Origin of the sequence: Escherichia sp. WS1118 (genome assembly GCF_046487695.1) — a bacterium.
GTDB classification, from domain to species: Bacteria; Pseudomonadota; Gammaproteobacteria; order Enterobacterales; family Enterobacteriaceae; genus Escherichia; species Escherichia coli.
In genome coordinates, this window is sequence record NZ_JBJQIZ010000008.1 from 129007 (window position 1) to 151687 (window position 22681).

7 protein-coding genes are annotated in these 22681 nt (G+C 59.3%); all 7 read right to left on the reverse strand.

Going from position 1 to position 22681, the window contains the following annotated elements; genetic code table 11:
- Positions 1 to 13: 13 nt before the first annotated feature.
- The gene (gene fyuA, locus ACJHYO_RS15105) at positions 14 to 2035 is read right to left on the reverse strand and encodes a siderophore yersiniabactin receptor FyuA (protein ID WP_000784549.1); all 2022 of its coding nucleotides are present in this window, start codon (positions 2033 to 2035) and stop codon (positions 14 to 16) included.
- A gap of 130 nt (positions 2036 to 2165) precedes the next feature.
- Positions 2166 to 3743, reverse strand: coding sequence for a yersiniabactin biosynthesis salycil-AMP ligase YbtE (ybtE, locus tag ACJHYO_RS15110; protein WP_001088826.1), 1578 nt, complete (start codon positions 3741 to 3743; stop codon positions 2166 to 2168).
- A gap of 3 nt (positions 3744 to 3746) precedes the next feature.
- Positions 3747 to 4550, reverse strand: a complete 804-nt coding sequence (gene ybtT / locus ACJHYO_RS15115) for a yersiniabactin biosynthesis thioesterase YbtT (RefSeq protein WP_000194283.1) — start codon at positions 4548 to 4550, stop codon at positions 3747 to 3749.
- A complete protein-coding gene (ybtU, locus tag ACJHYO_RS15120; RefSeq protein WP_000982866.1) occupies positions 4547 to 5647 on the reverse strand; it encodes a yersiniabactin biosynthesis oxidoreductase YbtU in 1101 nt (366 codons plus the stop codon). The genes ybtT and ybtU overlap by 4 nt, the downstream gene beginning before the upstream one ends.
- A complete protein-coding gene (gene irp1 / locus ACJHYO_RS15125) occupies positions 5644 to 15135 on the reverse strand; it encodes a yersiniabactin polyketide synthase HMWP1 (RefSeq protein ID WP_085455409.1) in 9492 nt (3163 codons plus the stop codon). Before irp1 ends, ybtU begins: the two co-directional genes overlap by 4 nt.
- A gap of 87 nt (positions 15136 to 15222) precedes the next feature.
- Positions 15223 to 21330, reverse strand: coding sequence for a yersiniabactin non-ribosomal peptide synthetase HMWP2 (gene irp2, locus ACJHYO_RS15130; RefSeq protein ID WP_094258954.1), 6108 nt, complete (start codon positions 21328 to 21330; stop codon positions 15223 to 15225).
- 190 nt (positions 21331 to 21520) lie between these two features.
- Positions 21521 to 22480 (reverse strand): yersiniabactin transcriptional regulator YbtA, encoded by a 960-nt coding sequence (gene ybtA, locus ACJHYO_RS15135; RefSeq protein WP_000970687.1) that lies wholly within the window; start codon positions 22478 to 22480, stop codon positions 21521 to 21523.
- Positions 22481 to 22681: the final 201 nt, after the last annotated feature.

Here is a 22681-nt window from a genome sequence, read left to right on the forward strand (position 1 = left end):
CCTTTTACAATAATCAGAAGAAATCAATTCGCGTATTGATACCGACGGTGCGACCCATATTGACCTGTGCGACGGCGCTGCTGCCGTTCATGTAGCCATAGGTACGGTAACGACGGTCGAACAGGTTATCGACATAGACGGAAATGTTCATCCGTTCAGTCGCCTGCCAGCCCAGGCTGCTGTCCAGGGTGGCATAGGTGCCTTGCCGCAACTGGTTGTCGCCATCGAAATAATGCGGCCCGACCAGATTAACCGCCAGTCGGGGCATCAGTGCGCCATAGCGCGTATCAATCACGCCGTTCACGCTGCTTCCCGCGCCATAACGTGGTACGAACGGCACCCGGTTACCGTGATACAACTCACTGTCATTGGTGAATTCGGAACGGATCACGTTGCCATTGATATCCCATGACCAGCCTGGCGCAAACCGCCACTTCGCTTCAAGCTCAACGCCGGTGGCGTCGGCTTTACCCGCATTGCTTAATGTCTGCATCCCGACCGGGCCAGAGTAAAGCTGCATGTCTTTGGTGTGGGTATAAAACGTCGCGGCTTGCAGCGTGACGTCAGCGGTTTCGTAGCGGGTGCCAAGTTCATAGTTGATGGATTTCTCGGCGACGAACGGTTTGGCATCAAGACCCGCAGTAGGCACGATGTTGTACCCGGAAGGTTTATATCCCTGGGCTACACGGGTATACACTCTCCAGTCATCGGTCAGCATATAGCCTGCGGATAGCTGCCCGAGCACCTGATCGTCATTGCTCTTACCCTGGTCGCCAAACGGGTTGCCGAGCATGCTCCCGTGATATTGTGTACTGGATTTATCATGCGAGAAGCGCACGCCGCCGCCGATATCAAAACGATCGGTTAAATGCCAGGTCAGGTCACTGTATGCGGCCAGCGTTTCAGCGGTGGTATAGCCGGTACTGCTTAAATAAGGCATTGTCGGCATGTCGTAGGCTGAATTTAACTTCTCGCGGGTGTTCTGCCGGTACAGCCCAAACACCATATCAACGGTACGCGCATCGCCCAGGGTTGCGGCGCGCAGCTCCTGCACATCCTGATTCCAGCGCTGAGGCATATTGACGATTAACGAACCGGAAGGGAAGGTGCGCGAATAATGCTGCTGCTGCCAGGCGCTGATCAGGTTGAAAACCCAGTCATCGGTGGTGTATTTCCCACTCAGGGTTTGGCTGTCAGTGCAGCGCCGCATGTACGGGTCTGGTGAACCATCGCTGATCGACAGCTTACGGCCCTTAATATCATTCCATCCCACATAGGCATCCTGGGTGGCGCGGGTACATTCGCGTGAGGCGGCAAAGCCCATTTCCCAGGGCTGATCGTCCGGCGCCAGACGCAGTTTCACATTCCCTATGCTGGCGCGGGTGCCGCCTAAGTCATCGCTTCCCGTCGCGGGGTTAATCATGTCGCCGTCATCAACCTGGCGTAACAGGGTGACGCTGCCGTACAGCAGGCCATCCTGAATGGGGCCGCTCAGGTTGAACTTACTTCGATAACTGTCGCGGCTACTGACGCCGCCTTCAATATAGCCGCGCGGCGTGCTGTCCGGCTGCTGGGTGACGATGTTGATGATCCCGCCCTGAGCGCTTTTGCCATATAACGTTCCCTGTGGGCCTCGCAGCAACTCCACGCTTTGCACATCGGTAAGCGCCTGGATGGTGTTGGTGGAAAGCTGAGGGACGCCATCGACATACAGGGTGACGGCGGGATTATAGAAGTCCTGCGCTGAAGAGACGCCGCGTAGCGAGATCGTCGAAAAAAGCATGTTGCCGCTATTTTCAATATTGAGCCCGGGCAAGACTCTGGGGAGTTTGTCGCTGGCGGTGACGCCGGCGTCGCTTAATTCCGGCGCGCTGACAACAGTAGACGAGACGTTGTTGGCTGATGCCGAGCGGGAAGATTGTTTACTGGCGGTAACCACCAGCGTGCTTTCGTCTTGCTGTGAAGTCTGGGCATTAGCAATGGCGGGGAGCAATAATCCCCCCAAGGCCAGAGGATAAAGCCGTGTCATTTTCATTGTTGTGAGTCCCTGTAAGACGGCGAAACGCCAAAAATACCGACAATGGTGAATTGAAAATGATAACTATTTCTAATAGTAGTGCTACCCGAAACGGGTTTATTTCAACCTGTTTCGGGTCGGTTTGCGCTTATTGGGCAGAATGGCGATAACGGTCGACGGCGAGAGCCGTCAGGCGTTTTTTGTCTATCTTGCCGACGGCGGTGAGCGGCCAGTGGTCAAGAAACTCGATTTGGTCAGGAATTTTCCACGCGCTGAGCCCCATACGGGTCAGTTGTTGACGCAACTGCTGATAGTCAGTTGGCACCTGCTGCGCGATGATAAACGCGCAAATCCGCTCGCCAAGCAGCGTGTCCGGCGCGGCGACCACCGCGCAATCTTGCACTTCCGCTAAACGCAGCAGTGCCGATTCCACTTCAGCCGCGGCTATTTTTTCTCCGGCGCGGTTGATCTGCTCTTTTATGCGTCCCTCAACGTGCAGGTTCCCCACCTCATCCAGCCTGACATTGTCGCCTGTGCGGTAAAACCCTTGCGCGGTAAAGGCCTGCGCGTTGTGGGCAGGGGCGCGGTAATAGCCCGAAATGGTATAAGGGCCGCGCGTTAACAATTGCCCGGTTTCGCCCGGCGCGACGTCGTTCTCGTCTTGATCAACGATGCGGATTTCATCCAGAGGGGACAACGGGCGCCCCTGGCTGTGGAGAATGGTGGCATGCGGATCGTCCAGCCGGGTAAAACAGAGCAGGCCTTCCGCCATACCGAAAACCTGTTGCAGGGTACAGTCAAAGGTGGCGATAACCTGCTCAGCAAGCGTCGGGTCGAGCCGGGCGCCGCCTGCCTGAATGACGCGCAGCGACGAAAGGTCGCTGTCTTCCCACTCCCTGGCCTGCACCCATAATTGCGCCAGCGCCGGAACCAGGGCGACGTGAGTCACTCTTTCCTGCGCGATTAAAGGCATCACCTCATCACAGCTGGCGCTGTCGGTCAGCACCACTTTTCCGCCGCAGGCAAGCGTTCCCAGAATACCGGGGCAGGCCAGCGGAAAGTTATGCGCCACCGGGAGGACGGCGAGATACACGCTCTGTTGGCTGATGCCGCACAGTTCAGCAGAAGCGCTGAAGTTATAGCTATAGTCGGCATGTCGGCGCGGGATGAGTTTGGGCGTGCCGGTTGTGCCGCCTGAGAGCAACAACAACGCGGTGGCGGAAACATCAGGCTGCGGCCATGCCTGTCGCTCACCGTGAAGGGAGAAGAGCGGCGTAAAATCGTCGCTTACGGTCTCTCCAGCGACCAGAACATGACGCAAGCAGGCGTGTTTGTGCGCCATCTGTCGGGCCAGCTCTGCGTGGTTTTCCCCGTGAATAACGTAAGCGACGGGTTGCGCCAGCTCAATCAGCGCGTCGATATCCAGCGCCCGTTGCGAGGGCATCGCCAGCACGGGGATAACGCCCAGTCTTAACAAGGCGAACAGCAGGGTAACAAACGCGTTGTCGTTGGGAAGCTGCACAATTACATGCTCCCCCGAACGCAAACCCAGTGATGACAGACCTGCGGCAAGTTCGTCAACTTGTGCATCAAGCGCGCTGTAGGTTAACGACCCCTTTGCATCAACGACGGCAATTCGCGAGGCATAACGGGCCGCCCAGTGGCGCAACTGTTCGGCAATGGGTAAGGGATACTGTTCAATCAGAGATTCAAAGGAAGAATTCATGCGTCACCTTTCTGAAGTACTGGGCTGTTTTTGCCACGCGGTCATTGCAGAAAATGCGTGGGGAAAATGGCGGACAATCTGCGTAAAAAAGGACCGGGCTTGTTGAATGGGATAGAAGTGATCGCCGTCAATCACCACCGGGCCTGTAACGTGGCTCAGCCACTGACGCCAGGCATCGACCTGCTGCCAGGAGGCTTCGCGATCGTGGCTGCCGCACAATAACAGCGCAGGCGTGCGCAGCGGCGGACAGACGTCGGGCGAGTCGTAGTGATAGCTCTCGGTGGCGTAAAAATCAGCGCGCAGAAGAGGAAGAAACAGCGACATTAATTCCTGGTTTTCCCGCAGTTCAGGAGAACATCCGCCAATGTCTATCAGCTCAGCGATAAAGTCGGCATCATCGCGATGGCTGAGCTGGCGTTCAGAATGCAGATGCGGGGCATGGCACCCGGAAATAATCAGTCCTTGTGGCGCAAGCCCCCGTTGCTCCAGAAGTCGGCAGGTTTCAAACGCCACCTGCGCCCCCATGCTGTGCCCGGCGAGTAAAAGCGGCGTGTCAGGCGATACGGATGCTTCCAGCTCGTTCGCCAGCAGTGCCGCCAGTTGTGTAATGCTTCTGAGCGGTTCCAGATGGCGAAGGCGATCGCGCCCCGGCCAGGTCACCAGAGAAAGCGCGCAATCAGCCAGTTGCTCAGCTTGCCAGTGGCGAAACGCGCTACTGCTGCCGCCAGCGAAAGGGCACATGACCAGATGCGCAGTATTGCCGTTCCGGGCGGGCCACAGCGGGATGCACATTGCAGATTGCGTCACAGCGCCTCCTTATCATCATCGTTGTAGAAACCGGCTAACCGGTCGTGGTGCGGCGGCGTCAGGCGTCTGATCTCCGCATTGCCGGTCTTACGTAAAATCTGCTGCCATAAACGTGATAACGCGATCTGATGTACGCTTTGGCAGGCCGCTGGTGGATGTTCGCCCGCCAGATGGCTGCGCAACTGGTGTAGCAACCAGCTGACGCCCTCCGGCCCGACGGTTTCGCAGCAGTCGCGCCAGCTCAGGGGCGCCGCGCTGCGCGTCAGACCCGGCAGATCGCGCAGGATCTCCGGTCTGCGGTAGAGGCTGTGGGCGTTCTCCTGATGGTCTGCGACAAACAGGCTGGATGACCAGATGACGGGGCCGTAGCTCGCCTCCAGCGAAAGATGACCTTCCGGCCAGCCCAGCAGCAGGCGGTGCATGATAAGGCTATGCATATCTGGATCGTCAGGATCGAGATAGCGCTGAAGCAGCAGGCAGGCTTCTCCCTCCGGCCAGAAGAGTCTCAGACAGTGAAAATCGCTAAAGCTGCCAACCACGTCGCACTCCACGGCGGCGGCATCAACGCCCAGAGCCAGCAACAACAAATCCAGAGTGGAGTAGAGCAACTGTCGGCTGGTGGTGGCGTGGACTACCGGCGGCGTCTTAGCCAGGCAGCGACGCAGCTGCTGCGCATCGCGAAGCCATGTGCGTCCCGCGCGCGTATGCGGATAAAACGTGTTTACCCAATAGCAGCAGCCCTGTTCCTGCGCCAGCGTTTGTAAGGAACTGATGTCATCCGGGTGGAGGGGATGCTCCTGAATGACGTGTACGCCGCGCGTCAGAAAGTGTCTGGCAAGCTGCGTACCGGTTCCTCCGGCGACGGTCGAACGCACGACAATACAGGCGATATCCGGCATCCTGGTTATCTGTTCCGGCGAGGTATACAGCGGAATGCCAAACGCATGAGCCAGCTCTCTTGAACGGGCGCTTCCCTGCGCCAGCAGGCCGACCAGTTCCAGCCCCTCCGGGGGCTGCATAAAGGCATTCAGGTACATTTCGCCAAATTTGGCGCCCACAATCAGTACGCGTTGTTTTGGGGAGGCGGACGGCATCATAACGTGTTCTCCGGTTGCGTTGAGGTTGCGCAAAGCCAGCGCGTAATGTGTTGCGCACAAGCCTTAACGTGGGGGGCTTCCATCATGATTTGCCAGTGGCTGGCTTCAATCACAGCGTCGTCGGCGTTGTTTATCCAGCCCTGCCACTCGGTTTCTGCTGGCGTCCAGCGCGCGGGTCTCCCGGCGGCATACACCATGAGACAGGGGACCGGAACGCTTTCGCCCGGCGTATGCTCAGTCAGTAAACGCAGCAGATGCGCGATGTTGTCGAGCCACGTTTCTGCCGCTTGCAGCGTCAGGTTTTGCGACACCATACCGGCCGTTTTAGCGTGGCTGATAAAGTCGGCAAGCTGGCTGTCGGGCGTCTGCTGGTCGAAATGTTCGGGCAGTGCCAGAGGCGTTTGTCCTTCGGCTAACAGGCGCAGCAGGGCCGCCCGGTTTTCGCAACAGAAATCCTGTCGGCACACGGGATCGATTAACACCATCCGAACCTGCTCGCCTTTGGCGTACAGGCGTTGTGCGGCGCCCGCCGCAAGAAACGCGCCATACGACCAACCCGCCAGCACATAAGGGCCGTGAGGCTGCTGACGACGGATGCACCCGACATACTCATCGATCATCTGGTCGAGCGTGGCAAAGCGCTGCGGCGATTTTGCTTGCAGGCCGAAAACGCGCCTGTTCAACGCGCTAGCGAGCGGCAGCCAGGCGCTGATATCGCCGTCTGAAGCGTGGAAGACAAACAGGGTTTCCTCACCGTCGCCCTGGCAAAGGGGTATCGGGTTGTCCTCTCCTGACGTAGCCGCCTGTAGATGGGCGCAGAAGTCGCTCAGCGTCGAATGGTTGAACAGATCCTGAAGGTTAGCCCTGGCAATCCCTCTCCGGTTTAGCTGCGCGACCATCCTTGTCGCCATCAGGCTGTCGCCGCCCAGTTCGAAAAAGTCGTGATGCCTTGCCACGGGGCGAGACAGCAGCGATTGCCAGAGTTCAGCCACCTGTTTTTCCAGCGCCGGATTCCCCCCGGCAACTGGCGTGGGTTTGGCTGGCTCAGTCGGCGCATCAGACGGGGCATGCAGCGGCGTAAATAACGCTTCTCTTTGCCGGATCTGTAAAATGGGCAGACCGGTGCCAAAGCGCTGCTGTAAATAGCGGCTCACGGCTTTTTTATCCGGGCGATTTACGCCAGGCGAACGTGCTACCAGCAGATGCTGGCGCAGCGGCGACGATTCCTGCGCGGGCCACGCCAGCTCGTTTGCAAACCCGGCCTGAACGAGAACCTCCTGCCATGCGGAGCGGGTGAGCATCGGTTTCTCATCCCGGCGGCGGAAATCGCGGTATCCGCTTAATCCCTCAATAAAGCCCACGCTCGCCAGCTGGAATACGCTGTTTCGCTCCGTCGCTTCAACGATCAGCAAACGTCCGCCGGCTTTCAGCAACAGTTTTAATCTGCGCAACGTCTGGACGACATGGCTGGCGTCGTGGAGCACATTGACGGCAACGATCAGGTCGTAACCCGCCTCCGGGTGGGCGGTGAAATCCAGCGGCTGGTTGATGTCGAACAAGGCATAAGACACCTGCGATTCATCATGGAAACGGGCTCTGGCGTCATTGAGGAACTGCGCGGAGACGTCCGTGAAGTGGTACGACTGCCGCGTGTTCCGCGTGGCCTTCAGCACCGGCGCGGTAGTGGCTGCGGTTCCGGCGCCAACCTCCAGAATCCGTTCTGCGCTGCACAAGGCGGCAATCTGCGCGGTATAGCGATTCAGACAGGCGCTGGCGGGGTTGTCGCGATACAGCGCGTCGGTAACGCGATGCTGCTCGTTGAACAGCAATTCCAGCGGAGAACACTGCCCGGAGAAGAGGGCGTCGTGCCGGGCGATGCAGGTTTCCAGATACTGCGCCAGCGCCTGGCTCCATTGGCTTTGCGGGCACGCTTCCTGAGGCTCAGGAATCTCGCTGAGCGGAATGCGGCAGCGCCAGCTTTCACCTTCGCGGATTAACCACTCTCTTTCCGTCAGACACTGTAGCCACTGGCGCAGCAGACGCTGGTGAGACGCTTGCGCGGACAGCGCCTGTACTACTGCGCTAAAGCGATGGGCGATCTCCGGCGTGGTAAACAGGCCGTGACGATTTAGCGTAGCCGCGATCCCCTGTAGCGCACGCGCCTCCAGCCAGCGCCAGGTCGCCTCCAGCTCATCAAGCTGCGCCTGCTCAGGCAACGGCAGCGCCAGTTGGGTAAGTTCGTGCTCATCAGGCATCGCCGCTGATGGCGAAGGATCGTCGGCCATCACGATATCCAGCGTCAACGCGCCCTGTTCGGTTATTTCCGCTCTGGCCTGCCGGATGCCGGGGTATTCGAGCGTCGCCTGCTCAATATCCCGCAGGTCGTAGTCCGCCTGCGCGTTCAGCGGCCAGCGTCGGCGGGGAATGTGCCCGGCGATGCCGCTGGCGAGAGTCTTCAGGCTTTCAGGGGCGGCGATGACGGCTTGCAGGATGGCGCAATAGTCATTAAACATCGCCTCGGCAGCGCCGGGTTCCAGCACGTTGTCCATGCAGTACCAGCTAAACATCAACTCGCCGTCGCTCTCCATGACCTGATGATCCAGCCAGACCTGCGGCGTTTGCGTGAATACATAGCAGGGTTCGCCGAACAGATGGCTCATCGCCTGATCGATAGTCATGCCTTCCAGCGTCATCCCCAACATACTGGTAAACACTACCGGCATCAGCGGTTGACGTTGTGATCCGCGCAGGCGGCCCAGCTCACGGATCACCTCAACACCGTTCATTTCACTGTGCGCCATGTTTTGCCAGAGGCGCTGTTGGGTCTGTTGCATCTGCTCTTGCAACGTCACCGGCGCTGAGAAGTTAAAATCAACCAGCGTGACGGAGGTAAAATCACCAATCAACTGGTTGATTTGCGGATGGATCGGCTGGCGATTGAAGAACGTCAGGTTCAGCGTAAATGTTGTGGTACGGCTCCAGCGCTCAAGGGTGGCGGCAAACAGCGTGAGCAGCGCGGCAGACGGTGTGACGCCTTGCTGCTGCCAGCGCTGTTTCACGGCCTGCCATTCTGTCTTGCCGATCGTTGATTTGAAGGTGGTGAAGTGTGGCGTTTCCGGGGGCGTCTCAACCACCGGCAGCTCTGGCGCTAAGGGCAGTTGCGGCAGTTTTTCCTGCCAGTAATCCCAGGCATCGTGCCATGCCGATGTCTGTCGGCGCGCCTGTTCAGCCATCACATAATCACGGAAGGTAATAGCGAGCGGCGCCAGCGTTTCACCGCGCCAGACCTGCGCCAGGTCGTCCATCATGACTTTAAAACTCTGCACATCAAACTGCAAAAGGTCGAGGTTCATATGCAGACGGTAATGGCAATCGTCGATTTCGCTGACCACCAGCTCAAAAAGAGGCCACTGGTCGGCAGGCAAAACGCGATAGCTCAGTTCATGCCGCCGTTTTTCCAGCGCGATGCGCTGTTCTTCCGGGGAAAGCGCGCGCAGATCGTCACGCGGGATGTGATACTCCGGCGTTGTCGCCAGGATTCGCTGCTGCCCGTCGGCATCAACCACCATACGCAACATATCGTGGCGTGCGATGAGCTGGTTCCATGCTTTCTCCAGTATGGCGAGATCGAACTCATCGTGGCGTTTATCCCACTCAAACAGGACGTGACAGGCGACGCCGCCATAGCCAATGAGGTGGGTTCGCCCCAGCCAGTAGGCGTGCTGAATGGGCGTCAAAGGGAAGGGCGCATAACGCTCGTCGGCGTCGTGCCGCAACACTTCCGGCTGCGAAGCGGCAGGCGTCGCCTCTGGCTTAGAACAGATAAGCTGCGTGAGTCCATGAGGAGACAGATCCTGCCACGCCCGTTCCGCATTGATGCGTACGCCCAGGTAGTGCTGAATATCGCTACTGAGTTCAAGGAAGAGCAGCGAGTCCATGCCGAGTTGCAACAGATCCTGGTTTGGATGCAGTGACGCCGGATCGCTCAGCCTTAGCTGAACCGCAATCCGCTTTTTCAGCCATGCCATCACCGCTGTTTCATCGCTCAGGCTGCCGTTAAAGGCGTTGTCATCAGCAGGAGGAATGACCGGCGTTGCGGCTTTTTCTGTGGCGCTGATGTTAAACAGAGCCTGTTGTAACGGGGGCATTTTGTCGGTAAAAACGCGCATCGCCAGTCGCCACGGGGCGCCGCGCATCACCGCCTGTTCCAGGTGCCAGCAGCCTTCGGCATCGCTTAACGCGCCCATACCTCGGCTGGCGAGCGTCGCCAGCATTTCCGGCGTGGCCGCCCGACCGCTTTCTCCCCATGCGCCCCAGGCGACAGAGAGCGTTTTCGGCGCATCAAGGGTGGAAAACTGCTGGGCCAGCCCGTCCAGGTAGCCGCAGGCCAGCGCATGGGCGCTCTGACCCGGCGCGCCGAGGGTGGCGGCAGCGGAAGAGTAGAGAATAAGATAGCGTCCGTCGTGGTTGCGCAGGGTTTGCAACAGCTGGCTTGCCGCCTGCGCTTTTACCGCGAAAACGGCAGCCAGCTGGTGGTCATCAAGCTCCTGCAAGGGCGCGTCAGCCAATACGCCAGCGGCATGAATTGCTCCGGCAATGCCGCCGTTGGCCGCCAGATCGTCAAGAACCGTGGCCAGTTGCCCGGCATCGCCCACATCACAACGGCAGACGCGCGTCTGCCCGCCCTCCACGTCGCGTAGCCATGACTCATCCACGCGCGGCGCCAGCAGGGCGATGCGTCGCGCCCCTTTTTCTCTGAGCCAGTTCACGGCAAGGCGGCCTAATCCGCCAAACGCTCCGGTCACCAGATGCCAGCGGCTATCGCCGGTAAACACGTTTGCCGGTAATTCAGCGGCGCATCCCGTATTGGGCGACAGTGAAGGAAGCCAAAGGGTGTCACCCCGTGCGGCGAGCCAGCGCTGTGATAGTGAGACTGCGCTCAACCCTTGATGCAGCGTTTCCCACGGGGTGTTTTCGGCGAGATCGATGGCGGCAAGCAACCGTTCCGGCTGTTCGTTGGCCGCGACGCGAAGCAAGGCCCATAGCGCGTGATGGGATGCAGAGAGTGCTTCATTTTCCTCGACTCGCCACGCGCGGCGAGTAACCACAATCAATCCGGCTGCGCTGGCGGTGAGCGCTGCTATCACTTTCTCCGCTAAGGCCAGCGTATCCTCGCTCTCCTCAACAATCATCAGTCGTGAAGAGGCGTGCGGATCGTGAATGATGCCGTATTGCGCCAGCTCGTCGCTGCGCGCAAGCGTACCGGCGCTGAAGCTAAAGGTAAGCGGATGGTCAATGCTGGCGACGTTGAGGGGCGTCCAGCGCCATTGATAATGCGTTTGCGGCGCAGGAAGAGGCGCGGCGGGCGATAGCGGCAGCCACTCGCCAGCAGGATGACGGGCTTCAACGCGCATCTGACCGCGGGAAAAGGCTTCGTTTTGCCAGCTTAAGCGAACCTTCCCCAGCCACTCCGGGGCGGCGACGGGGGGCGGTTCCACAGGCAGAGCGTCGCCATGACGCTGTGAAAGCAGACGCCATGCCTCCTGCCAGCGGGCGTTAAACTGTTCGGGCTGACCTGCGCAATCAGACCAGTCGGCGAGATAATCACCGTTATCCGTCAGCGCCTGCCCCAACACGGGTTCTGATGGCGCGGTGAATGTTACGGCGCTAACCGCCTGACCGGGCAGCGTGGCGAGAATGATATGTTCGCTCATCCCGGCGGTCGGGCTGCCATCCTGCGGTAGCCACGCCACTTTGCTGAATCCGGCGTGGCGGCACTGTTGTTGCCACTGAGCGGTGGTGAGGAATAACTCACCTTCGCGGGCGTCGAGATCCTGTAGCGGAAGAACCAGCGGGCCGAAAACGAAGTCAAACAGACGCATTGGCTGGGTGATTTCGCGCATCAGCAGGCGCCCGCCCGGCTTGAGCAGGGGGCGCAGATTATCGAGCGTGCGGCCAATATGGCGGGTGGCGTGAATCACGTTCGCTGCCACGATAAGATCGTAAGACTGTGCCTGGAAACCCTGAGACTGCGCCTCTTTTTCGAGATCCAGCTCGCTATACTTCACAAAATCGTAGTCGGCGAATTTCTGCTGGGCGCGACGGGTGAACAGCGCCGAGATATCGGTGAAATGGTACTCCAGTGCCGGAACGCCGTTGAGTTCCGGCAGCAGCCACGCGGTGGTGCCGCCGGTTCCGCCGCCAACTTCAAGAATACGCAACGGCTGGCGGGGCTGACGCGTCTGGACAATGCCGCGTAATACCCCGGCGGCGATTTGGTTGAAATAGCGGCCAAAGCTGAATTCCTGATACAGCACTTCCACGCCGTCGGAGGCGCTTTGCGGGAAGATAATCGCCACCGGTTCTTCCGCGCCGTTCATCATTTCATATAACCGATCGCCGGCACGGGCGATGGTGTCGGGAATAGCCTGAAAACCTTCACAATAACCGGCAAGTTCCGTCAGCAGTGATTCCCGCTGTTGATGTTCAATGGGGCGGGCGCGGACGTATCGCCCGTCGGTGCAGCGGTAATCGCCGTCGACCACGCAGTTATTCAGCAGGCGCTGGAGTAGCTGCTGGTAGCGGGGCAGCAGACGTCCACGGCGCATGATGGTCATGGCGTCCACGCCGTTCTCAATGGCATCGCCGGTACAGCGTTGTACCAGTTGATCGACGTAGATGGCGTGCAGTCGCGTGGCGCACTGTTTAAGCGCTTCCAGGCGAGGGAGATCGAGCGCTGTCGCGGCGCGACTCGCCACCTCCAGCCCGGCAGACAGCGCTGCGTCGGCAGGCTCGCAGGCCGGGGAGACGCGCTCTTTCCAGTAACGCTCAGTATCAAACGGATAACATGGCGCAGCGATACGTTGTCCATCGCCCGCCAGCAGGTCGGCCCACGGTAGGGCGACGCCGGCAGCGTAAAGCTGGAGCAGGGCCTGATTGAGGACATCGCTCGCCTCTTTGTTACGCCGGGCGCTGGCTATCCAGTATGCGTTATCGCGGTATTCGCGCTGCCCGCAAGCAACCAACTGGGCATCGGGCCCCATCTCCAGAAAAACGCGGGCGCCGAGCTGATGCGCCACCTGAATACTCTGGATAAAACGCACCGGCTGGCGCATGTGTCGGCGCCAGTAATCCGCCTGGTTGAGCGTTGACTCATCAATGACGTCGGCGGTGAGCGTGGAAATAATCGGTATTTGCCCCGGCTCCGCGTGCAGTCCCGCGCAGGCGTACTGGAACCGATCGAGTATCGGCTCCAGTAAAGCGGAGTGCGCCGCACCGGTTACGCTCAGGCGACGATAGTTAATGTCATGCTGCGAGAGCGTGGCGCAAAATACCGCGAGACGGGCTTCCGGCCCGGAAAATACCGTATGTTGCGTACCGTTGTTGGCGGCGAGATCCAGCTCAAACTGGCGAGCCAGCGGCATCAGCGTGTCTTCGTCTGCAAATACCGCCACCATCGCGCCGCTTGCGCACTGCTGCATTAGCGCGCCGCGCCGACAAACCAGTGGCATGACCTGTTCAATCGTATAGTGTCCGCAGACAACGGCAGCGGCAAATTCACCGACGGAATGCCCAATGGCGAAGTCTGGCTTCAGTCCTTCAGCACGCCAGTGCGCCGCCATCGCGATTTCAAACGCGACAATCGCCGGCTGCGCCCAGGCCATATTGTCCAGCTGCGCCGAATCGGGGTTAAACATCGCTTCGCGCAGTGACGGCGTGAGCATTTCGCTACAGGCGGAAAAACAGCGATCCAGCGTGTCGGCAAACGCCGTTGAGTGCTGGTACATCGTTTGACCCATAGTGCGCCAGTGCGAGCCCTGGCCGGTAAACAGCCACACCTGCTTGCCGCTGGCGCCGTGGCCGCTGTAAACCAGCGCCCCCGATTTCTCACCGGCCCAGGCGCTGAGCGCCTCGGCGGTTTCACGGTTTAATGGCGCCGCCAGGCGGAAGGGGAGATCGAGACGGCGCGCGTGCAGGGCTGTGAAGGCCAGAGAGCTGGCATCCGCATTCTCTCTCAGCGCCCCGGCATAATCCGTCGCCAGCCGCCGCAACGCGCTGTCGCTGGCGGCGCTGAGCAGCAGCGCGGTACTTTTTCTGCCGCTATCCGTATTGGGGAGGCGCGCGTTGAGCGCGTCGGGCAGCGAGGCGACGATCATATGGCAGTTGGTGCCGCCAATACCAAAGGAGGAGACGCCCGCATAGCGCATTTCGTCCTGCCATGCCTGTGCCGACACCGGTATGGTAAAGGGGCTCTCTTCAAGTTTCAGCGCCGGGTTGGGGGTGTGAAAATTCAGTAAGGGAGGAATTTGCCCGCGACTGACTGCCAGAACGGTTTTCAGCAGTCCGGCAATGCCCGCCGCGGTATCCAGATGGCCCATGTTACTTTTCACGGAACCGAGCGCACAGCGCTGATCCTGCGGGCGAGGCGCATAGACGTTGCGTAACGCTTCAATTTCAATCGCGTCGCCCAGCGGTGTGCCGGTGCCGTGGGTTTCAATGTAACCTACCTGCCTGTCGTCGATGGCCGCCAGCATTAACGCCTCTTCGATGACTGCCTGTTGCCCTGCGACGGAAGGGGCGGTATAGCCGACCTTTCTGTTGCCGTCGTTGTTGACCGCGCTGGAGAGGATCACCGAGATAATCGGATCGCCTGACAGCAGCGCGTCTCTCAGGCGACGCAGCACCACGCAGCCGAGACCGTTACCGGCCCAGGTGCCCTCAGCCGAGGCGTCAAAGGGACGACAGTGACCATCAGGAGAGAAAATCATTCCGGGCTGGTAGCGGTAGCCTGCCTGCTGGGGGAAAGAGAGCGCCACGCCGCCGGCAACCGCCATATCGGATTCGCCTGCGCGCAGGCTTTCACAGGCCAGATGCACGGCAACCAGCGAGCTGGAGCAGGCGGTCTGTACCGATAACGCCGGGCCGTGCAGGTTGAGTTTGTACGCGGCGCGGGTGGCAATATAGTCTTTATCATTGCCCATCAGAGATTGCAGACCTTTTACCTGCGCGACTTCTGTCACGTTCAATGCTTCGCGACCGGGGTAGGTACTCATCCGGGAAGAGGCGAAAACGCCGGTCTTATGGGGGACGGCGCCGGGGGCATAACCGGCATGTTCCAGCGCATGCCAGACCGCCTGCAAAAACAGGCGCTGCTGCGGGTCCATCGACTCCGCTTCCTGTCGCGAATAGCCAAACAGGGTGGCGTCGAAGCAGTCGGCGTTGTCTAACACCGTACCGATATTGACATAATGAGGATCGTCAATGATGGCGGCATCCAGACCGACGGCCAGAAGCTCTTCGCGCGTAAAGCGTCGGCTGCATTCACGACCTTCCAGCAGATTTTGCCAGAACGTTTCGCCATCCGGCGATTCAGGAAAATGGCAGGCGTAGCCGATAACCGCGACAGGTTCGCAGTCCGGGTAGTGTTGAGCGATCGATGCATCAATGGAATCTGCTGTCGGCGCAGAAGAGAAGCGCAAGTTATCCATAATCGGTCCCGTTTCCTAAGATTCACAAAGTCAATGGAACGCCATGCGTTCGCGATGGCGTTCCGGGGAAAATCAGTTTGCTTCGCGCTATATCCGCCGCTGACGACGGCGAACAGGGCGAGGTCGTTTTGTTTTCTCCACCGTGACGACGCCGGCCAGATAATCGGCCAGGGCAGCAGGAGAAGGGTGGGTGAAGAGGTCAAGCAACGTCAGGGTGGAAAATTCGTGACGTTGTAACAAAACGTGCAGTTGCACCAGATTCAGCGACGTTGCGCCCGCCTCAAAGAAGTTTTCTGCGGGCGTGACAGACTCGCCAACCACCTCGCGGAAGGCGTCGCAAATCAGGCTGACGGTGCTCTCGTCCGCCGCAATGTGTGGCTGAGAGTGCTCAGGGCATACGCGCGGTGAGCGCTCTGCGCATTGCCCTGCGTGTTTAACGGGAGGCACCAGCGCGGCGAGCGGCAGTTGCCAGCCGCTTTCATCCTCGGCCATTCGGTTTAGCAATGCGCAATACTGTTCAAACTGGCGCTCCACCTGCCCGGCAGGAAACAGCGCGGCGACAAAATCCCAGTTAAAGCGCAGTTCGCCTTCGGATTCATAAATCTGGTGATCGAGCCAGACCTGCGGCGTCTGGGAGATGCCCCAGACCGGTTTGAGCAGATTACGCCGGGCGAGGAAGTTATCCTGCTCAAAGCCCAGCGCGCTGGTAAAGACGACGGGCATCGGAACGGCAGGCACGTTTTGCCGTTGCGCCAGTTGACGCATCACGCGGATGGCTGACACATCGCGGTGGTTGAGGTTCTGGCTCAGCCGCTGCTGTAGTGACTGCGCGCTGTGCAGCCAGCTTTCGCCGGGATGCCAGCTCAGCAGCATCAGCGAGGTGAAATCGCCCAGAATCTGGTTGATTTGCGGGTGCAGCGGTCGCCTGTCGAAAAGCGTAAGGTTAAGCGTGAACTCAGGCTGTGCACTCCATGCAGAGAGAACCGTTGACCACACCGACAACAGTACGGCCGACGGGGTGAGATGGGCGTCAGCCGCCCGTTTTTTCAGCCGATGCCAGCGCGTGCTGTCCAGTGCGCCGTTCAGGCGGGCGAAGCGCGGTGTTTCAACCTCCTGAGGCAAGCAGCGCAGCGGCAACGCAGGCGCCGGAGGAATATCATCAAGCTGCGCCTGCCACCATGCCAGAGAATCTGGATTGGGCGACTGTAGCGAGGGTTGTTGCAGATAATCCCTGAAGGTGACGGGCAGCGGCGGAAGCAGCTGTTGCGGGTAGCGGTAGCCGTGCTCCAGCTCCGCCAGCAGGATCTGCATGCTCAGACCGTCAAGCAACAGGTTATCCAGACACAGCCACAGGCGGGCGGGCATCCCGTCAACGTAACCGACCTGGAGATCGAATACCGGCCAGACTTCGGGGTTGAGTACCTGATGGGCCAGTTTTTCGCGCACCTGCAACGCCTCTTCAGGCGTATGGAGGATGTGTGCGGGTATTACCCAGCGAGGCGTCTGTTCGAGCACCTGTTGCTGTCCATCACGCACGACGGCTCGTAGCATATCGTGGCGGGCGATTAATCGGTTCCAGACCGTCTCCAGCCGGGTGAGATCCAGATCGGCAATTTCAAATTCAACAAAGAAATGTGAGCCGACGCCGCCCAGGGCAAAGCCCGGCTGACGCCCCACCAGGTAAGCCTGCTGCACGTCGGTAAGCGCAAAGGGCTGGTAGCGATCTTCAGGGGAGTGGACGAATGGTTGTTCGACCGGGACGTCGGTTTTCCGCAGCGTGGCGGCAAAATCCGCCAGCCGGGGATGATTAAACAGGTCGCTTAATTGCGCTTCATAACCTGCCTGATGAAGTTGCCCGGTCAGACGGGTCGCCAGCAGGCTATCGCCGCCTTGCTGGAAGAAGTCGGTTTCTCTGGTGACATTGCCAGTTGATAAGAGTTGCTGCCAGAGGGCGGCAACCTGTTTTTCAATGTCGCCCTGGGGTAAATCCGCTTCGGCCGGGTTTTCCGCTTCAGGGGTATGACGACGCTTCAGCGCCTGGTAGTCAATTTTCCCGTTAGCCGTCAGCGGTAAGGCGTCGAGGAAGACGATCCGTTGCGGCACCATCCACCCCGGCAGACGCCCGGCGAGGGCGGCCTGAAGTTGACGGGGATCGCGGCGCACCTGCCTGTCAGGACATTGTACGAGGAAGCGTTGTAACCCCGCGACCTCATCGCCATGCTGACAGTTGAAGCCGGCCGCGCTAAATAATGCCGCCCAGTCGGCGCTGTTATGCAGCAAGGCCTCCGGCTGCCCATTGGTTAACAGGAGCGTGCTGAGTAGGGCGGACGGCGTTAACTGGCGAAACTCCATCACGTAGAGCAGCGCGCCGGGAACGGCAAGCTGTTGTAATGTCGCAAGGAGCCCGGGATCTTCCGGCAGCAGACGATGCAGGGCGTTATTAAGCCAGATAATGTCCGCCGAGTGAGCGTGCGCCGCCAGCGTGTCTGCATTCCAGAGGGACAGACGGGCGCCAGGCCAGGGGGCGAGCCTCTGCCGGGCGCTCAGCAGCATCTCCTGGCTCTGCTCAAGCCCGACATACTCAATCTGTCCGGCGTTGAGCTGTGCTAACAGCGATTCTGCGGCGCGGCCAGTGCGGGTTCCCACCTCAAGCAGGCGCACCGGGCGCTGTAAGCGCTGTGCAAGCTGTTGGCAAATTGTCGCCAGTTCCTGAATATACGGGGCGCTGGCCGGATGGTTAAAGGCCAGGCTTTCCGGCGACCACTGCGCGTCGTTCAGTAACGACAGTTCGTTACGGGCACCGCGAAGAATTTGCGATAACGTTAAATCATGTCCGCTGAAGTGCGGGTGCTCATCCTCGCGTTCTTCACCAGCGCAGACCTGATAACCTTCAGCAGCGGGCTTCAGTCGCCGTTGTGTCACCAGAAATGCTAACCAGCGTTCCACCACGGCCTGCCAGCGCGGCTGGATAGCGAGTGAGTTCATCAGGGGGAGAGGATCGGCGCCAGCGGTGTGACCCGGCTTCAGTTTTAGCAGGCGATGCTGAAGGAAATCGGCTACCTGTTCTGCGGAGATCTCTGGCGAGATGGCGCAACAGGGCAACGTTCCCGCAAGCGTGTGCCACGCCTGCGGCAGTGCCGGGTTCCGATGATCGGTAACGCAAAAAGCCTCGCCCTGAGGAACAACGTATGCCGCCAGCGTTTTTTCTTTTTCGCCGATCGCCAGAACGGTTGCTTGTTTCACCCCCGCCAGCTGGCTGAGCGCGCTTTCGATTTCGCCCAGCTCGATGCGATATCCTCCGACTTTGACCTGCTTGTCGCGACGACCGAGGAACTCGATTGTGCCATCTGGCCAGTAGCAGCCGAGATCGCCGGTGCGATACCAGCGCTCGTCCGGGAGCGTCAAAAATTGCTGCTCGCTACGCAGGGGATCGTTGAAATAGCCTTCCGCGACCCCAATGCCGCCAATCCATAATTCACCCGGCACCCAGTCAGGGCAGTCCCGGCCCTGTTCATCCACCACCCGGTAGCGTTGGTTGGTTAGCGGAAAACCGTAAGGGATGGAGCGCCAGTGGGCGGGGACGTCGTGAATTTCGCAGGCGTTAGACCAGATAGACGCCTCGGTGGCACCGCCCATCGCGATAAATTGTCCTTGTGGCCGGAAGGCCCGATAACGGGCGGGGAGGTCAAGCCCGATCCAGTCGCCGGAAAGCATCACTGCGCGCAGGTTTTCCGGCGTGGCGTCGGCGAAACCTTCACACCAGGTCAGCAGCATATCGAACAGCGCCGGGACGCTGTTCCAGAGCGTGACCTGATGGCGCTGGATCAGCTCACACCATGCGTGAGGATCGCGCCGTTGATTTTCCATCACCATCACCAGCGCGCCGCCCGCGCGCAGTACGCCAAAAATGTCGTAAACCGATAAATCAAAATGTAGGGCGGAGAGGGCCAGCACCCTGTCATGCGGGCCAACCTGATAGCGGGTATTGATATCGCAACAGGTGTTAAGCGCTCCCCGGTGAGAAATGACTACCCCTTTCGGCGTACCGGTAGAGCCGGAGGTGTAGATAATGTAGGCCGGTTGCGTGGGGGCGCGTACTACCGGGTTGGCGATCGGCTCCGCCTCAATGGCCTGCTGCCAGGCAAGGACGGGAATATCGTCTGACCCGGCGCTGGCGTCGTGCTGACAAATGAGCACCAGCCGGATGCTGGCGTCAGCGTAGATTTTCTCGCGCCGTGCGGCAGGCTGATCCAGCGAAACCGGAACGTAAACCGCCCCAGCCAGCAGGACGGCCAGAACCGCAACAAGTTGTCCTGCGCCTTTCGACATCGTGATAGCCACATTATCGCCGGGCTGAACCCCGCACTCGATTAACCTGCCCGCGCAACGGCGGGCATAGTCTGTCAGCTCATGATAATTCCACTGATAACGCATGTCCGTTACCGCCAGCGCCTGCGGCTGTTGCAGAGCGATACGGAAAATGCCTTCATGCAGCAAGCCTTCGGGAATGGGGGCGCCGGTGGCGTTGACCCGTTCGCGTATCGCGCGCTGGCTGGCGGGCATCATATCTGCGAACGGCTTTTGCCAGGCGCTTTCGTCATCGCAGAGTTGGTTAATCAACTGGCAGTAGGCGTCGAACAATGTTTCGACTAACGCCGGAGGGAACAGCGCGTCGTTGCTGTCCCATTGTAGCCAGACCTCGCCGTGATGCTCGAACGCCAGATGATCTATCCAGACCTGCGGCGTTTGCGAGATGCCCCATTCCGGCTCGCCCAACGGCGATTCTGCGCGGCTGCTGTAGAGGGAACGCCCCAGATTGCTGGTAAATACCACCGGGGCGCCGTGGGGGTAGCGCTGCTGGCGTTTGAGTTCACGGAGTAATTCGACGCCGGACCAGTGGCGATGCTCCCAGTCCTCCGTAAACGTGAGCTGGTTTTTACGCGCCAGGTTGCTGACGGTATCGCCATCGCAGGCGGTATCCAGCAGAAGAATATTGGTGAAGTCGGCAAGCATCGCGCCAACCGCCGGGTGCAGCGGCTGGCGGTCGAATAAGGTGATGTTAAGCAGCAGACGCGTCAGGCCGCCCCAGCGAGCCAGCACGGCAGAAAAACAGGTCGCCAGTGCCATTGTCGGCGTCACGCCATACTCGCCGGCCCGGTTGCTAAAGGCGTGCCAGCGTGTTGCCGGGACAATCATGCGGCGTCGGGTATTACGGACTTCACGTAGCGTGGCGGGTTCGCAGGCCAGCGGCAAGACGGGCGCGGGGGGAAGCGTCGATGCTTTCGCCAGCCAGTAAGCGCGCGCGTCGTCTCTCAGTGGTTGATTGATCTTCTGCTGGTGCAGCAAATACGAGCGGAAATCATAGCGGGTGTCGATAGCCGGCAGCGATTCTCCGGCCAGCAGGGCGTTAAGCTCATCGAAGAAAAGCGTAAAGCTGGAGGCATCCATAATCAGCAGGTCAATATTGACATGGAGGCGGTGGCGATTGTCCGGCAAGAGCGTCAGCTGAAAATCAAACGTTTCGCCGATTTCCACGCGTAAAAGACGGTGGCTCAGGCGCTGGCGCAGTGCGTCCAGATAGGCCTGGCGGCTTTCAGCGTCGTTATGGCGTAAATCATGAACGGTGACGCCGTTCCAGTAAGGTTGCGGTAGCCAGACCTGCTGCCCGTCGGGGCGAAAGGCGATATGCAGCATTGGGTGGCGTTGCAGCAAGGTCGTGATGGCCTGCTCCAGCTGCGACGCCGTCAGACAATGGCCTTCAAACTCCTGATACAGGTGGCAACCCACGCCGCCAAGCGTCTGCCCCGGCATGCGGCCCGTCAGGTAGGCGTGCTGTACTGGCGTCAATGGGAAGGGGGTACTTTCGGTCATGTTCGGCCAGGATGATTCGTCGGGCGGCGTTTCTTCTTCCGCGTTCTCCGGCGACCGGCTGAGCATTAACTGGTTCCATGCCGCCAGCGTGGGGGCGGCATACAGCTCGCGAAGGGTAAGGCGGTAGCCATTTTTACGAAACCAGTGTAACCATCTCATCAATCTTATGGAATCCAGGCCGGCCTGGATCAGGTTGCTCTCTTCATGTAACTGCTGCGGCGTTAAATTCAGTTCCTGTATGAGCCGCTCGCGTAATTGTTGGTAATCAGCCGCGTGGCGGTTGTCCGGTAACAGCGAATCCTGAGATGGTGCGCCAGAAATCATTCTTCCTCCTGATGGCACGTCTTACCGAAAAGCATTACTTATATGAGAATAATAATTATTAACAACTGGATGCTACCCGAAACGGGTTTATTTATGCCCGTTTCGGGTTGGTAACAGGCGGAAAGAACAGAGGCCCGGATGGGGTATCCGGGCCTCTGTCAGGGAGGAGTTTAGGGGGGCGCGACCCCGGTTACATCCCGCGTTTAAAGGTCGAAGGAGTTACGCCAAACTGTTTCTGGAAGGCGGCAGAGAAATGGCTGGCGTTGGCATAGCCCAGATCGGCCGCCACCGTCATGACGGAGGTATTGCCGTTGGCCAGGCGTCTTCTGGCTTCCTGCATTCGTTCAGCCTGAAACAGGCCATAGACGCTGTTGTTGAACAGAACGCGGAAGCCTCGCTTAATTTTGAGAACGCTCAGACCGGACTCTCTGGCCAGCTCCGCGACGCCCGGCGCTTGCGTCAGATCAGCCAGCAGCAGATCCTTCGCCCGCAGCAGTTTCTGGCGTTCCATCGGGTTGAAGTGGCAGGAGAGGCAACTGGCGTCTTCGCGATGTTCATCCAGCACCAGACTGAGCATGACCAGACTTTGCCCCTGCAACCATAGCGTCGACGGCTTTTGTTCATGACTGAAGCCGCCGTGCATGCGCATCAGCGCGTGACGCAAGGCCTGAGCCGTTAAGTGGGTTTCAGCATTACAACGGTGCTGCTGGCAACAGCAGTGGGAGTCGATCTTATTCTTAATGACCGCGCTAATATCCGGCACCCACAGCGCGAGGGTTTCAGGGCTGAAGGAGAGGGTAATGCTCTCGAATCGGCCACAATAGGAGGCGCTGCCGCGACAGTCTGGCGTATGGGTAATGTAATGGCGATTGCGCGCAAGCTCCCAGTCGGTGTGACGCCGGAGTCCCTGAATCGCAAAGCGCGATGTGCCTTCCAGGATGCACGAGAAGTTAATCCTGCCCAGATCGTCGTGTAGCTGCAACGTCTCAGGCCGCGCAAAATGGCCCCTCCAGAGCAAAATATCCATACCTTCCTGCAACGAACAGCGCAGCAGTTCACACTGAGCAGGAATATTGCCATCGTTTGCAGGTTTCCCGACCACCAACTGGTGAATAGAGATTTCAGATTGCGTTTGCGGTGACTCCATCATGACCTGGTTATCTCCCTGTGGCTTAGACCAATGCGGGTATAAATAGAACCGAATGGGGTAGATGAGTTATTGATAATGGTTATTATTCACATTAATTCTCAGAACGCCACCCTGAATTGTCGTTTTTGGCGTCCGTAAAAATTCATCAGGAAATTCAGTTACTCCCATGTCATCTCAATCATCCAATACTGAATCGCTGTC

Coding starts and splice junctions, on each gene's coding strand:
- fyuA (WP_000784549.1), bottom strand. CDS start 2,035: ATGAAAATGACACGGCTTTATCCTCTGGCCTTGGGGGGATTATTGCTC.
- ybtE (WP_001088826.1), bottom strand. CDS start 3,743: ATGAATTCTTCCTTTGAATCTCTGATTGAACAGTATCCCTTACCCATT.
- ybtU (WP_000982866.1), bottom strand. CDS start 5,647: ATGATGCCGTCCGCCTCCCCAAAACAACGCGTACTGATTGTGGGCGCC.
- irp1 (WP_085455409.1), bottom strand. CDS start 15,135: ATGGATAACTTGCGCTTCTCTTCTGCGCCGACAGCAGATTCCATTGAT.
- irp2 (WP_094258954.1), bottom strand. CDS start 21,330: ATGATTTCTGGCGCACCATCTCAGGATTCGCTGTTACCGGACAACCGC.
- ybtA (WP_000970687.1), bottom strand. CDS start 22,480: ATGATGGAGTCACCGCAAACGCAATCTGAAATCTCTATTCACCAGTTG.